The sequence below is a fragment of the Streptomyces sp. NBC_01390 genome, assembly GCF_045040105.1.
Classification (GTDB): Bacteria; Actinomycetota; Actinomycetes; order Streptomycetales; family Streptomycetaceae; genus Streptomyces.
This window is the reverse complement of record NZ_CP109551.1, coordinates 3,899,479-3,913,942: the sequence shown is the minus strand read 5'-3', so window position 1 is coordinate 3,913,942 and position 14,464 is coordinate 3,899,479. Positions and strand designations below refer to the sequence as shown.

The 14,464-nt window shown below is 73.2% G+C and carries 9 protein-coding genes; 3 read left to right on the top strand and 6 right to left on the bottom strand.

From position 1 onward, the window contains the following. Positions 1-178 precede the first annotated feature (178 nt). Together OG241_RS17490 and OG241_RS17485 are read right to left on the bottom strand one after the other, a co-directional pair. Positions 179-1,591: an HEXXH motif domain-containing protein gene (locus OG241_RS17490; RefSeq protein WP_405816374.1), complete on the bottom strand. Its 1,413-nt coding sequence runs from the start codon at positions 1,589-1,591 to the stop codon at positions 179-181. Next, positions 1,588-2,829 (bottom strand): FxsB family cyclophane-forming radical SAM/SPASM peptide maturase, encoded by a 1,242-nt coding sequence (locus OG241_RS17485; protein WP_405816372.1) that lies wholly within the window; start codon positions 2,827-2,829, stop codon positions 1,588-1,590. Before OG241_RS17485 ends, OG241_RS17490 begins: the two co-directional genes overlap by 4 nt. A gap of 275 nt (positions 2,830-3,104) precedes the next feature. Here OG241_RS17485 and fxsA point away from each other — a divergent pair, with 275 nt between their 5' ends. From fxsA to OG241_RS17470, 3 genes are all read left to right on the top strand, one after another. Then, entirely contained in the window at positions 3,105-3,329 is a 225-nt protein-coding gene (fxsA, locus tag OG241_RS17480) for an FxSxx-COOH cyclophane-containing RiPP peptide (protein WP_405816371.1), read from the top strand. A gap of 135 nt (positions 3,330-3,464) precedes the next feature. Beyond that, positions 3,465-7,196 (top strand): FxSxx-COOH system tetratricopeptide repeat protein, encoded by a 3,732-nt coding sequence (fxsT, locus tag OG241_RS17475; protein WP_405816370.1) that lies wholly within the window; start codon positions 3,465-3,467, stop codon positions 7,194-7,196. Between the two features lie 188 nt (positions 7,197-7,384). Then, the gene (locus tag OG241_RS17470) at positions 7,385-8,398 is read left to right on the top strand and encodes a hypothetical protein (protein WP_405816369.1); all 1,014 of its coding nucleotides are present in this window, start codon (positions 7,385-7,387) and stop codon (positions 8,396-8,398) included. 20 nt (positions 8,399-8,418) lie between these two features. Here the strand turns inward: OG241_RS17470 and OG241_RS17465 are convergent, their stop codons facing one another. The 4 genes from OG241_RS17465 to OG241_RS17450 all read right to left on the bottom strand — a co-directional run bounded on the left by OG241_RS17465 (position 8,419) and on the right by OG241_RS17450 (position 14,274). Continuing rightward, positions 8,419-10,758, bottom strand: coding sequence for a hypothetical protein (locus tag OG241_RS17465; RefSeq protein WP_405816368.1), 2,340 nt, complete (start codon positions 10,756-10,758; stop codon positions 8,419-8,421). 124 nt (positions 10,759-10,882) lie between these two features. Next, on the bottom strand, positions 10,883-11,974 hold the full coding sequence (locus tag OG241_RS17460; protein ID WP_405816367.1) for a hypothetical protein: 1,092 nt from the start codon (positions 11,972-11,974) through the stop codon (positions 10,883-10,885). Next, positions 11,971-12,915 carry a hypothetical protein gene (locus OG241_RS17455; RefSeq protein WP_405816366.1) on the bottom strand — a complete coding sequence of 315 codons (945 nt, stop codon included), beginning with the start codon at positions 12,913-12,915 and terminating at the stop codon, positions 11,971-11,973. The genes OG241_RS17460 and OG241_RS17455 overlap by 4 nt, the downstream gene beginning before the upstream one ends. A 159-nt stretch (positions 12,916-13,074) precedes the next feature. Beyond that, positions 13,075-14,274 (bottom strand): hypothetical protein, encoded by a 1,200-nt coding sequence (locus tag OG241_RS17450; RefSeq protein WP_405816365.1) that lies wholly within the window; start codon positions 14,272-14,274, stop codon positions 13,075-13,077. Between the last annotated feature and the right edge of the window lie 190 nt (positions 14,275-14,464).

Here is a 14,464-nt window from a genome sequence, read left to right as displayed (position 1 = left end):
ACCGAGGGGGGCGATGTTTACGTAAACATCGCGGCGCCGAAATCGTGGCACCCGCCACAGAGATCGTCAAGGTTTCCGGCACGTAACACGTCCGCCGGACAGAACGGATGCCGACGGGTCGAACGTCACGGAGTCCGGCGAGGGCGAGGGCGAGGGCGTGGACGTGTGCGTGGTGCCTTCACGCCGACAGCCTGCGGGCCCCGTCCCCGTTCCGGTTCTGCCAGTCGGCGCGGTGGGCGCGGGCCGCCGACTCGGCGTGGTGCAGGGCCGGGGCGGGCACCGGCAGGCGGCGCAGGGTGTCCAGGGTGGTCAGCATGTGCTGGGCGAAGCGGTGCCCGAGGGGGGTGAGACGGCCTGAGGACAGGGCGACGGTGGTCGCCTCGTGGGCGGCCAGACGCCAGCGGGCGAACTGGGCGTGCGCGGTGGCGCGCAGCGCCGGGTCGGGTTCCGTCTCCCGGCGGCGCTCCCAGAAGAGGGCGACGCCCAGATGCGCGTACGCCCCGTGGAACAGGCCGGGCAGCGGGCGGGGGTCGGGGCGCCAAGGGGCGTAGAAGCGGTCGGGGCCGCCCGGTTCGAACAGGTCGAAGAGGTGGAGCAGCGCCGCCAGTTTGTTGTGCTGTGTCTCGTGTGTGAGGGTCACCGCGAGGCCCGTCACCGAGGTCGGCGGGGACAGCGCCATGCAGCCGAACGTCTCCGCACTGCTGCCGCTCCTGTTGCCGTGGCCGGGACGGGTCAGCGGCACCAACAGGTGTGGTCCGGTGGCCAGTTCGGCGTAGGTCTCGGGATGGTCGGCGCGCAGGAGCCGGCAGGCGGCCCGGGCCGGGCCCGCCCACCGGTATGTCTCGGCGGTGGAGATGCCGTCGGGATGGCGGGCGGAGTGCGGGAAACAGGGCGGGTCGAGGGTGTCCAGCAGCAGCGGGGCGCCGCCGTCGAGGACGGCGAGCAGCCGCGCGCCGTGCCAGCGGCCGGTGTTGCCGTGGAAGCCGTCGGTGTCGCCGTCGGAGCCGACGGGTTCGTGGGCCGGGCCGCCCAACGGGCCGCCGGGGTACGGGAGTCCGGGCACCGTGACCGTCTCGCCCGCCGCTGTGACGCGGCAGCGGCCCGTCCCGTCGACACGCACCTCGGCACGGTCGCCGGGGCGGGCGCCGGGAAAGTGGGCCCGGCCCAGGGACGGCAGGGCCGCCCAGGAACCGGTGAGGGGCAGCTCGACCCGGGTCGGCAGCCCCGCACGGGCCGCCGCCGACACCGCCAGGGCCGTGAACCAGTGCACGGGCGGCGGGAGTTGACTGCTCGGGTGGCGCAGCTGAGCCAGCAGGCCGAACAGGGCGGGGCCCGCCGATGGGTGGGTCAGTACGGCCGACACCGCCTCGGGCGAGGCACGCGTGGCGTCGGTGAACAGCGCCCAGGCGTGCTCGGCCGCCTCGCCGACCGGGCCCCCGGTCTCCCGGGCCGCCACGGTCACGGCGTACGCACAGGCCAGCCGCCTGCTGTGCTCGGCGCGGCCCAGCAGCCGCAGGGCCGCCGCCCCGCCGCCGCCCCCGGCGATCGCGTCGAACAGCGCCCCCGGCATCCGGTACGGCGACGGGTTCATGCCGCTCCCGAGGGCAGCGGCACGCCGTGCCCGCCCAGGTCCGCGGCCACCCGGCGCCGTACGCGGCCGATCAGTTCGGTCAGGTCGGCGCAGTACACGCTCGGGTTGGCGAAGCCCGTGGCGCGGTCGTAGCGGGTGGCGTAGTGGCCGCCTCCGCAGACCCGGTGCAGGGGGCACGCGAGGCAGGCGGCGGACAGGGCGGCGGTGCCCCACTGGCGGGCCGCGATGCCCGGGTGGAGCAGCAGGGTGTCGAAGGAGTGGCGGTGGATGTCCAGGCCGGTGCGGACGGCGCCGTCGTACGCGGTGCGCAGCGTGTCGTCCTGGGTGAGGGAACCGTCCGTGTCGACCACGGCGTACCGCACCGGGGACAGCCCGAGTGCCTCGGTGCGCGGGGTGGCGCCGAGCAGCAGGGCGAGGAGGTTGTCGAGGAGGCGGACCGAGGTCTCCTTGGTCCGGGCGCCGTACCAGCGCTCGAAGACCGCCCACAGCCAGTCCGCGTACGGGGTGCGCCGGCCGCTCGGGTCGAGACCGGGCGGCGGGGTCTGCCAGTTGCCCAGCGGGAGAAGGAAGTCGACGGCCGGGGGACCGTGGGTCAGCAGGGCCTCGTAGGTGCGTACCGGGTCGTTGCGCAGGTCGATCGTGCACAGCAGCGCGCCGAACAGCGGTCGGTGGCGCTCGCTCGCCAGGCGGCGCAGCGAAGCCTCGACCCGGGCGTGGCTGCCGCGGCCGTCGGCGCCCCGCCGGTGCAGGTCGTGGGCGGCCCGGCCGCCGTCGGTGCTCACCCCGACCGTCACGCCCAACTCGCCGAGCAGGTCGAGGCGTTGCTCGGTGAGGCGGATGCCGTTGGTCTGCAGGCTCAGATACAGGCGTACCCCGTCGCCGATCACCGTGCGCAGGGTGCGGACCGTCCGTGCGAGCGCCTTGTCGCCGATCAGCAGCGGCTCGCCGCCGTGCAGGACCACGCCGGCCTCGGGGACCGCGTGCGTGGACAGGTGCTCGGCGATCCGCTCGGCGGTGCGGGTGAGGGTCGCCGGGGTCATCGTGCGGGGCTGGGCGCGCCAACTCTGGTCGTGCGAGCGGTACATGTAGCAGTAGTCGCAGGTCAGGTCGCAGCGGCTGTGCACCTTGAGGACGAAGGAGTCGAGCGGAACCGGCTGCCAGCCCGCCGCCCGGCGCGCGGCCACGTCGGCGGTCGTCGGCCAGGGCGGTTCGGCCCGGCCCAGTGGCGGTCGACTCATCCGCTTCCCCCCGAAGCCGTACGTCGCGGACCCAGGGCCTGTCCTGCGCCTGTCCGGTGCCCGTCCGGGCGTTGCCGACGGCGCACTCTGTTCGACGTGCGACCAGTATTCGGGCGGGTCAACTTCAGCGTCAACATCATGAATGAGCCAACGAAGGTCGACTGCGGGGAAGTTGAGCGACGATCATCCTCTCCGGCTTCTGCCGGAAGGGCAGTTGGCGGCGCTACGCTGGACAGCCCCTCCGTGTTCCTCCCACACCCCATGGAGTGACCCGCATGGCAGTCGCCGACGGCACCGCCCCCGCCGGGGCGTGTACAGGAGCGGGCCCGGGCGAAGGCCCGGACCCCGAGGTCGAGTCGGTCGTCCTCGACCTCGTGGCCCTGTCGCCCGAGGACATCGGTGCCCTGCCCGGCTCGGTGCTCGGCGCGCTGCTGCGCCAGGTGTACGACAGCTGCGCCGAGGGCAATCCCTTCGTCACCGGGCACAGCGAGAGCGTATGAGACACGGGGCACGCGGGAACGTTCCGGACGCCGTGCGTCAGGTGCGGTGCGTCCTATACTGGCGCTCCTCGGCCGCCCTTTTTGTCCCCCTTGTTCACCGCCGCGCCGAGCGGAGACGTGCCGAGCGGAGAAGCCATGCCAGACGCCAACACCCCTGACCGGCCAGGGCCGTTCGCGGTCTTCCTCACGACCTCCGAGAACCTCGGCCTCAGTACGACGCTGCGCAACGTGGCCGACATCCTCGCCGACACCAACCGCAGCGTCCTCCTCGTCGACGGCCGCTCCGGCGAACCCGACGCGAGCGAGCCCCTGCCCCGCCCCGAACCCGGCCGGGTGCACACCGCGACCGTCCCCGGCGGCCCCGCCCTGGCCGCACTCGCCGAGGACCCCGTCGCCGCCGCGTACGACCATCTCCTCGTCGAGGCCCCCGTACCGGACGCCTCCGAGGAGACGGAACCGGTGCGTTTCGCCGCGGACGCCGACACGCTCGTCGTCTGTTTCGCGATGACCGCCTGGTCCATCGACGGGGCCGCCGCACTCGCCGAGGACCTGATCGACCGCCGGGGCGGCCGGCCCGTACGGCTGCTCACCCTCGGCCTCAAGAGCGACATCGCCGTCCACGACCGGCTGCGCGAATCCCGCGAGCGGGTGCGCCGGAAGTTCGCCCCGGTCGCCGCCGCGCTCGGCAGGACCGACGTCGCCTTCCTCGAAATCCCGTACAACCCGCTCTACATGGACAGCCGCGACCTCGCCGTCGACGCGGAGGACGTCGGCACGATCAGCGGACTGCGCCCCTACTACGAGCAGCTCGCCGACTGGCTGCGCGCCCGCCGCGCCACCCGCCTCACCGACGTCACCGTCGTCCACTCGGCCCGGCACGCCCTGTGGGCCGCGTGGCTGCGCGACCGGCTCGCCGTCAAGGGAGTGCGCACCGAGCTGCGCCGCGCCGACACCTACGCCGGTGAACGCCCCGACCCCGGCGCCGCGTTGCTCTTCCTGTCGCCCGACGACGCCGACGACACGCTCCTCGAACAGATCGGCTCCCTCTCCCACGCCGACGTCCGCGTCCTCCTCGTCGACGAGCCGTTCCCGCACATCGAAGCCGCCCACCACGAGCGGATCGACCTGCGCGACACCACCGAGGACCAGGCGCTGCGGCTGCTGTACACCGGTCTCGGCCTCGGCGCGTCCGAACCCGGTGACAGCGGCGACGGGGCCGGGGCCGGGTTCCCGCGGTTGCCGGAGACCACCAACGTGGGGGCGCGCAACAACGCCTTCGTGGACCGCGCCGCACTCCTCGGCACGCTGCACGAGGAGCTGCGGGGCGCCGCCCGCGAGGGCGCGTGCCTGGTGCTGCACGGCCCCAGCGGCTGGGGCAAGAGCGACACCGCGTACGAACTGTGCCACCGGGTCGGCGCCTCGTACGACGTGGTGTGGTGGGTGCGCGCCTGGGAACGCGGCCGCGTCGAGCGCGGCCTCGGCCGGCTCGCCGGGCGCCTGGGCACACCCGAGGACCGGCTCGGCACCGACGAGGACGGCATCTCCCGGCTGCTGTCCCGGCTCTCCCGCACCGGCGCCGACGCGGACAGCTGGCTCATCGTCTACGACGGTGTCACCGACCCCGCCGAGCTGCACGGCCTGCTGCCCGTACCGCACGAGCGCGGGCACGTCCTCATCACCGCCCGGACCGCGCCGGCCGGGAGCGACCCCGCCGAGGACGTACGGCCGCCGTATCTGCGGCCCCTCGCCATCGCCCCGATGGACGCCGAGGAGAGCCGCGCGCTGCTCGCCGAGAAGGTGCCGGAGATCAGCGAGCGGCAGGCCCGGCAGATCGGCAGCGTCGTCGACTCCGTCCCGCAGGCCCTGCACCTCGCCGCCCACTGCCTCGCCGAGCGGACCGCCGCGCACCGCCGCGACGACCACATGAACCAGGACGCCGCGGTCCGCGCCGCCGTCGGTGACGTCCTCGCCGAGTACCGCGCCGGCAAGACCGAACTGCTGCGCACCACCGACGCGGTGTCCCCGGTGGCCGTGATGGTGCGGGTCGCCCAGCGTGTCGTACGGACCACGCCGGGCGCGCTCGCCTGGGGCGCCGAGAGCCCCGAACGCGACGCCGTGGGCTGGCTGTTGGGGGCCGCCTCCCTGCTCACCGGCCGGGGCATGGGCCTGGAGCTGCTGCGTTCGCGCCGCATCCTGTCCGAACTCGCCCGTGACGACGAGTCGTCGACGCCCGCACCCGCCGGCACCGAGGTCCTGCTGCCCGACGAGCACATGGTGAGCGTCGCCCTGTGGGCCCTGGCCCAAGTGGGCCTGCTGGACGTCGACTTCGACCGCACCCGGCAGCCGCTCGTCCAGCACCACGGGCTGCGCGACCTGATCCGGGCCGGCATGGACCCCGCCGAACGCGCGCACATCGAGTCCGTGCTGCGCAGCGTCCTGTCCGAACACGCCTCGCAAGGGGCGGACCTGCCCCCCGACTGGGCCCGCGAGGTGTTCTCACTGCGCCTGTGGGAGGACCCCCGGCCACGGGTGCGCCGTTCGCTGCTGCGGCACCTGGGCGCGCTCAGCCAGCGCGCCGAGGCCGCCGACCTCGACCGCCTCCTCGACATCGCCGACCGGGCCCGTGAGCAGTGGCGAGTCGACGACAGCGACGCCAGTGAAGGCAGTGACGACGGCGACGGCAGCAACGCCAACGACGCCGGCAACAACGGTGACGAGCAGTCACCCGAGTACCTGCGGCTGCTCAACTTCGTCGCCCGCGCCCACCGGCTGCGCGGCGACTACGACCTCTCCCGGCAGATCGCCCAGGACGCCCTGCGCGGCCACCGCCGACTCCTCGGCATCACCCACCCGCGCACCCTGCTCTCCGCCGACTCCTACGCCGCCACCCTGCGCGCGCTGGGCCGCTTCGACGACGCCCTGCTGCAACTGCGGCCCGTCCTCGCGGGCCTCACCCTGCTGCTCGGCCCGCAGCACCCGGCCACCATCCAGGCCGAGCACAACCTCGCCCTCACCGAGGCGCTCACCGGCCGGGTCGCCCCCGCCCTGGCCGCGATCCAGGACCGCTTCCGCTACCGCCAGGCCGTCGGCGGCACGGACGACCCCGTCGCCTGGAACGCCGCCGAACTGCTCGCCTACCTGTACCGCGCCGCCGGACGCGACGGTGAGGCCCGTGACCTGCTGCGCCAGAAACTGCGCCGGCACGGCGACAGCTGGGACCTCGTCCGGCTCCGTACCGAGGTCGGCCTCGCGGTCAGCGAACGCCGGCTCGCCGACGGCTTCCCCGCCTTCAAGGACCCCCTCTACAGCTACGAACTCGCCCACGAACGCGACCTGCGGGCTCTCGGCCTGTACGTCGACAGGTTCGGCCCCGACCGCTTCGACACCGTGCGCTGCAGGTTCAGCTACGCCGCCGACCTGCACGCCCTCGGCAAGGCGGAGGAGGCCGAACAGCAGGCCCGGCAGTGCGTGGACACCCTGGCCCGCTGGTTCGGCCCTGGGCACCCCTACACGGGCGTGGCCCAGGTACGCCACGGGGTCTATCTGCGGGCCGGCGGCGAACTGCGGCTGGCCGAGGAGGTCGGCCGGGGCACGCTCAACCTCCTCACCCACAAGCTGGGCCGGGCCCATCCCTGGGTCGCCGTAGCGGAGAACTCCCTTGCCGCCACGCTCGCTTCGGCGGGCAACGACGAGGAGGCCGTCGAACTCGCCCGCACCGCCCTGGCCCGCCTCGGCGACCTGGGCATCGCCCACCGCGTAGGCGGCCGCCGGGTCGCCGCCCACCTGGACCGCCTCACCGGCACCGACCCCACCCGCCCCACCCCACCCTCGGGCTACGACATCGACCTGGAACTCCCCGACGTGTAACCCCACCCACACACCAACCCCCGCCCATCGCCCGGCAAGCCCCCGCTCCGGCAGCCCCCGACCCGCAGGGCGCCGACCCGGCAAGCCCCCGATCCGGCAGCCGCCGACCAGCACGGCACCGAACGGCAAGCTCCCGCCCGAGCAAGCCCAATACCCGCACCGCACCCACCAGCGAGAGGTGAGCACCCGTGGCAGCCCCCGTACCGTTCCGGAGCACCACGCTGAAGGAGTCCCACTGGACTTCCAAGCGCCACGGACTGATAACCGCGCTGTGCGAGGAGACCGTCGCGCGGACGCCCGCGATCCGCTCCCTGGCCCACTACAGCAACGGCATCCTCGACTTCGCCGTGCTGAGAGCGGACCGCGCCCCGCTCTCCAGCCTGATCACGGAGATCGGTGACGACGCGCAGAACGAGTCGCTGCCCGGCTCCAGGCTGCTGCTCTGCGTCCAGGACCTCGGCGCCGTCCTGCGCCCGCTGAAGACCGGCGAGCTGATGCGCACGGTCCTCGCGGGCACGCGCGCCGGGCTGTGGGGCGGCCGGGCCCGGCCCGACGAGTTCCTGGCGGCGGTGACGGACGTACCCGACGCCGTGCCCGACATGGACGAGGCGATGAACGACCTCGTCACCCGTATCCGCACCGAAGTCCACGGACTGCCCGACGAGTTGCTCGGCGGTGACGTGCAGGCCAAGGCCCATCTCCAGAGCGGGGAGGCGCCGGCGGTCCCCCATGTCGACTTCGGTACGGCCGCCGCCCCCGACCCCGTGTACGAACAGCGACTGCGCGACCTGTGGCGCGTCCATGTGAACACCACGGACCTCCAGTACGCGGGCTACTACCGGGACTGGACCCTGGTCTGTGTCGGTGACGTCTTCGACAGCCAGGAACTCGGCCCGCGCTTCATGGACGTCAGTGTGCGCACCCGGCGGACCGCCTACCGCGACCTCTCGCGCAGCCTGCGCGGCCATCTGATCCGCCTCAAGGACGCGCTCGACCTGATCGCCCCGCCCCCGGGCGGCGGCGCCTCCGTCGAACGGCTCGTCCTCGACGTCCAGGAGGGGGCGGTGTACGTCCACTGGACCTCGCCCCGCGCCTTCCTCCTCGGCGTCACCCTCGACCAGCGGCAGGTGGGCAACGCCGAACGGCGGCTCGCGGACCTCGCCCGGACCACGGGCGGCGTGACCGTACCGCCGCCCCGCTGAACACCCGTACCAGGGAACAGCTAGGGCACAGCCGGAGCGCTCAGCGTCCCCCACACCTCCTCCGCCAGCACCTCCACCGTGCGGGCCGGCGTCAACGGGTGCTGGTGCTCGGCGGTGCCCAGCAGATGCACCGGCAGCACCTCGACCGCGCTCTCGTACTCCCGGCAGATCCGGCGCAGTTCGCTCAGCTGGACCTCGGTCGGCGTACCCGGCGTCGCCGCCCGGGCCCAGGTCGCGACAGCGCCCCGGAAGTCCTCCGTCAGCGCCCGCACCAGCGTCGCGCAGCCCAGCACGCTCAGCTCCGCCGCGCTCGCCGCCGTCCGCCGGTTCATGGTCCGGCCGGCCACCCGCCGGGTCACCGACTCCAGCATCGCCAGCGCGTCCCGGAACCGGCGCCACACCGGGCCCGGCAGCTCCTCGGTCGGCGGCGAGTCGGGCGCCGCGTGAACGGTTTGTGCGGCCCCGCCGGGCGCCCCCGTCGCGCCCGGACGCACCTCCAGCGTCATCGCGGCCAGGTTGCGCCGCATCTCGTCCAGATGGGCCGTCTGCTGCGCCAGGTTCCGGCGCATCCGCTCGCCCAGTTCGGCGAGATCCTCCTCCCGGCCCTCCTCCACGAGCCGCCGCTCCAACTGCAGCAGCGCCTCGTTCACCTTCTTCGGGAACCCGCCCTGCCGGTACACCAGCGGGCGGGAGCCGATCGACCGGCCGAGCCGGTCCTGCATCGCGTGCGACACCAGCCCGTTGACCACCAGCAGCGCCTCGAACCGCCCCGGGCGCACCGCCCCGCGCAGCCCGTTCACCTGCGTGACGATCCGTTCGACGTCGTCGGCGAGGAGCAGGGAGCGGGCGTAGACCACCGCGATGTAGGCGTTCGGCGCCGGCGACAGCCAGTACAGGACCTCCTCCCGGCCGCCCGCCGAGCGCGTGAGCCTCGCCGGCACCGGATCACGCGAGGCGATCCGCCACTGGCCCAGGTCCAGGGCGTCGTGCACATCGCCCCTGACCCGCTGGTAGGACACCCGCTCGTGCAGCTCCCGGACCGCCCTGAGCATCGTCGCACCGGGCACCCGGCGCACCACGGGCTCCCTGTTCGTTTCGTCGGCGTTCGTGTCATCGGCCGCCGCGGGTTCCTCGCTGAGCTGCCAGGCGAGCCGGGAGGTCTTGAGCACCTCGCGGGGCACGCCCTCGGTCAACTCGTGGAGCAGGCGCATGGCTTCGTCGTCGAAGGGCCCGGTGGGCGGCGGCTCATCGCCGGTCGTTGTGCCGGTCGCCTCGTCGCCGGTGGCCAGATAGCCGGCCACCAGTTCCCTCGTACGGTTCTCGTCGAGCCCCGTCGGCCACAACTGCACCACCCGCTCGTGCACGCTCTGGCGCAGCGCCCGCAGTCCGTCGGGCGAGGTGCAGAACACCAGCAGACCGCCGAGGCTCGTGTAGATGTTGATGAGGCGTTCGAAGGCGTCCATGAACGCCCGCCGGTTGGCGTCCGGCCAGTCCAGCACCTTCTCCAGCGAGTCGAGAAGCAGGACGTACGGCCGTGAGACCCGGCCGTGCAGAAAGCCCTGCACGGCCAGCGCGTCGAAGACCCGGTCGATGCCGGCCGCGAGGTCCGGGTGCTCGCCCGCGGGGCCGATCGCCTCGATGATGCCGCGCTCACGCAGTGGTTCGGCGGGCTCCGCGCCGTTCAGCCAGTTCCACACCATCCGGTTGAACGGCGGTTCGAGGAGCAGGGCGAGCGCGGTGGAGAACCTGCGGTGCTCGGTGACGTCGCCCAGCCTGCCGCGCAGATCGGCGTGGATCACCTCGGGGTCGTAGCGCAGCGCGGAGACGACCTTGTCCGGGTCGAGCTCACGGCGCAGCAGCCCGGCCGCGATGTCCTCCAGGGTGCCGCGACGCGGGTCGTCGTCATCGGTGCCCACCCAGCCGGCCGTCACATACGCGTAGTAGTCCCGCACCAGCTCCTCGAAGGACCGTTTGCCCTGCTCGGTGTCGCCGGGTCCGCGCAGCCGGTCGCGGTAGAGCCGCCCCATGTCCTGCGCCGGTTCGTCCACGATCCAGGTAGCCGCCTCGGGGTGCCGCGTCTGCATCGTCTGGTACGTCCGGCGCAGGGCATGACTCTTGCCGAGGCCGAACTCACCCACCAGGGCGATCGCCCGGCCCCGGCGGCCACCGGCGGCGGGCGGCGCGAAGTAGTCGTCGACCAGCGCCTCGATGTCCGTGATCAGCGGGGTGTCGATGTGGGCGTTGCCCGAGTTGGCGGCCCGGACCTGCGCCTCCCCCAGGTCGGACGAGGGCCCCAGGCGCACGACAGGGATCAGCGGGAAGGGGTTCCGGTGCCAGGTGTGTCCACTGGTCGGCGTCACGTCGGCACTCCTCTTGTGTCCGGTGTCGGCCTTGGGAGCGGCTAGCGGGGAATCGGGGACATCTGTTCGGTTCCTGTCTACGTTCCTGTGTACGGGTGGAACGCGCGCGTCGGGAGTCCTGCGGCTAGTCGGGTCTGAAGTCGTCGCGGGTCAGCCCCGCGATGTCGAGGCCGGGCGGAGTGAGATGACGGGCGGTCACCCGCACCCGGCCGTCCGCGAGCCGCTGCCGCTCGGCGATCCGGAAACACTGCTGGCGCAGATACCGTACGTCGGCGTCGCGCCACGGGTCGGAGTCCGGCTTCGGGCCCCGGACCTGCCCCGGAATCGCGGGCGGCGGCTCGTCCTCGCGGTCGGGATGGCCGCCGCGGGCGGCCTCGGTGAACTTCACGGTGTCCTCCGTGGCGAGTGAACCGAGCGAGAGAAGGGTGACCGCCGTTTCCCGGGGCAGTCCCGCGATCACCTCGCGCGCCGTACTCCGGTCCTGGTGACTCATCTCCACGAACAGTACGATCCGGCTCTGTGCGTGGCTCAGCCAGGTCTTGAGGAAGTTCGTCCGCACCTCGCCACCGGCGTCCCGCCAGTCGATGTGCGGGAGGATGGCGAACAGCAGACTGTTGTGCTGGACGAGCAGTCTGCTGATGCCCCTGAACGCCACGCGGATGTCGTCCCCGGTGATCGACGAGTCGAGCGGTGTTCCCCGAAACTCGTCCCTCAGGGTCTCGACGAGCTTGTCGCGTATGGCCGCGTTGATGTTCCTGGTGCTGGCGAAGTGGCCGCTGCCGTCCCAGCTGACGTCCTTACCGCCGTTCACGTATCCCCCGGCCATCGCCACGATGGGACGTGGTGCGAGGTGGGGCCGCTGCTCTTCCGTGAACCTCTCCGCGAGTTCCAGGAAGTAGTCGCGCGCCCGGTGCACACACCGGTGGATGAGGGTGGTCTTGCCCATGCCCACCGGCCCGGTCACCACGACCAGGTGCCCGCCCACGTCCGGCAGCAGCAGTCCGGTCAGCCGGGCCCGGAGACATTCCTCGAACAGGTCGAGCTGCTCCCGGGCGTGGTCGACGTCCACCCACTGGTGGGCATGACTCTTGTCCTTCCACGGCACCAGCGGATGGTCGTCCTGCGGCCGGGCGTGCCCCGCGGGCAGCAGGTCCCTGATCTCCGGCAGGAAGACGCCGAACGGGTTCTCGTCGTACTCGTCCTGCGCCACGGTCATTCCGCGTCCCCCGTTCCCGCTGTCCCGGCGGGCACCGGCCGGTTTCGGACCGTGCGCCAACGCCAGTACAGGGAAGCGCGGTTGAGCTCGGCCAGGGAGCGCAGCCAGCGGTCCACGGACTCCTGTTCGCTGTCGGCGGTACGAGTGCGGGTCTGCGGGACGGTCAGGTACGGGCCGTTGGCCTGTGGCAACGGCTCGGCCAGCGGCAGCCCGCCGGCGAGCCGCTCGGCCGCCGCACGCCGGGCCGGGGGATCGGGCACCCGGGCCAGCGCGAGGGCCAGCGCGTCCCGTGCGGCACGCACCGCCGTGTGGTCCGCCCGGTCGGTCTGCCGGTAGTGAGCGAGGTACTCCCGTACGGCCGCCCGGTAGGCGCTTTCCGTGGTCCCCAACTCCTGCCGTATTGCACGCCGTTCGGACTGGCCGCGTTCGTAGGACTGGCCGAACAGGGTGAGCACCGCACCCGCCAGGAGCAGGGGCAGCTGTTTCAGCAGGGCCACGAACCAGCCGTCCTCGCCGCCGCCCCCGTCCTTCTGCGCGGCCGACGCGGGGGTGTCCGACTCGGCGGCCATGAGCGCGGTGCAGGCCCGCCCGAAGTCCTCGTCGTGGACCTTGGCCCACCGCTCCGGCGAAACCTTCGCGTCGTCCTTCAACAGCCCCAGCCTGACCGCCGCCGTGAGCAGGTCGGTGCGGTGCACGGGGTCGAGGCAGTACACCAACTGGGCATCCCGCTCAGGGGAGTCGACGCCCCCGGCGGCCGCCGCGAAGGCCGGCGCGGTACCGGTGGCCAGCAGCAGGAGGACAGCCCCGGTCGCCGCCCGGGAGGCGTGCCGTGCGCGGGGCCGGCGGCCCGGGGGAGCGGTACCCCGAGTGACCCGAGTGCTCCGGGCGCTCGTGGTGTTCCGGACCGGCGGCCGGGTGCCGTCGCGGGGCACCCCTCGCACCCCTGATCTCCTCGCCTGCCTCATCAGCGTCTCCCCCGTCCGGTGCCGGCCCTGCACACGCCTGCTGTGTCTCGTACGTCTTGCATTCCCCGCGGTCGCCGTCTGTCCCACATTTCCGGGCCACCGGAACCCCGCACTCCGGAACATCCCGAACTCCGGTCACGGCACCGGCTGTTCGTCCTCCGCCCGCTGGTCGTACGGAGAGTGACGCTCGGAGTCGGCGGGGAGTTCCCGGCCGGCACGCGTCCGCCGTCGGCGGGGCGGATGAGCCAGCAGCGCCTGCGAGGTGCCGTACAGCAGGTTGACGGTGATGACGGCCGGCCCGACGGTCGCGGCGGTGCCCGGGAAGTCCCGCTCCAGGGTCAGGGCGATCAGCACGGCCGTGATGCCGTTCTGCTGGCCGAGACCGAGCGCGATCCGGTCGCTGCGCTCCAACCCACGTACGAACAAGGGCAGTACGCCCAGCGCGACCACCGCCTGCGCGGCGAACGCAGCAACGCCCAGCACGACCCCCGGCCACAGCCGCACCCCGTGCGCGAGCAGCAGCCCGAGCGTCAGGAACGCGGCGAGGAACGCGCCGCCCACCGCCCGGCCGACCGCCTTGTCCAGCACCGTGGCACGCAGCACGAGACCGGCCAGCGCCACCCCGAGCATCAGCTGGTTCAGCGCCGCGAGCACCAGCATCGCCCCGACGAGCAGCACCGCGCCGCCCGCCTTCGTGCGCCGGACCGCCACGACGTCCGGCAACCGTGACACCGCCCGCCGCCCGACCCACCACAACAGCACCACGGCGGCCAGGAGCACGGCGTTGAAGAGGAGCCCGGTCGCGTAGTCGCCGCCCGCGCCCCGGCTGATCTCGGGGGTGCCCTCGTGCCCCGCCGCCGTATAGGCGTACCCCGCCAGATACAGCGTCAGCAGGACCGTCATCGGGTCGTCGAACGAGGCCCACGCCGTCAGCAGCGACCGGGCGCGGGGCGACATCCGCCCCCTGCCGGTCAGGGCGGCCACCGACAGCGGGTCGATCTGGGCGACGGCGACACCGAGCACCAGGTACTCGGGCCGCCGGAACACCAGCATCATCGTGCCGGCGATCAGCCCGGCCTTCAGGACCACCCCCAGGGTGACCGCGGCCACCACACCGGTCAGATCGGCCCGCAGCGCCCTGAGATCGATCGAGTACGTGCTCCCGTACAGCCCGACCGCGAGGAGCAGCGCCGCCCCGAGCGCATAACCGTCGGAACGCACCAGCGCCGAGACGTCCACCACCAGACCGGCCAGCACACCGACGGCCAGCAGGCCCGCCGAGCCGAGCACGATCCCGGGGACCACCTCGGGCAGCCTTCGCAAACGGGTACGCAAGGATGTCCCCATGGCCTTGTCCCCCCTCCGCTCCGCCCCCACGCGCTGTCCGGCGCGACCGGAGACGTTCCCCCCGGCGGTACGGGTGTGACCGCCTGTGGGGCAGAAGAATGCCAGGGGCCCAGGTGCCGAGGGAAAAGCCGCACACCAGCCTTCCGCCCGGCTCGTCGACGCCCCCTGGCCGGTACGC

Bases quoted from the DNA above. Each gene is read 5' to 3' on its own strand.
- fxsT (WP_405816370.1), top strand. From the start codon at position 3,465: ATGCCAGACGCCAACACCCCTGACCGGCCAGGGCCGTTCGCGGTCTTC.
- fxsA (WP_405816371.1), top strand. From the start codon at position 3,105: ATGGCAGTCGCCGACGGCACCGCCCCCGCCGGGGCGTGTACAGGAGCG.
- OG241_RS17460 (WP_405816367.1), bottom strand. From the start codon at position 11,974: ATGACCGTGGCGCAGGACGAGTACGACGAGAACCCGTTCGGCGTCTTC.
- OG241_RS17490 (WP_405816374.1), bottom strand. From the start codon at position 1,591: ATGAACCCGTCGCCGTACCGGATGCCGGGGGCGCTGTTCGACGCGATC.
- OG241_RS17485 (WP_405816372.1), bottom strand. From the start codon at position 2,829: ATGAGTCGACCGCCACTGGGCCGGGCCGAACCGCCCTGGCCGACGACC.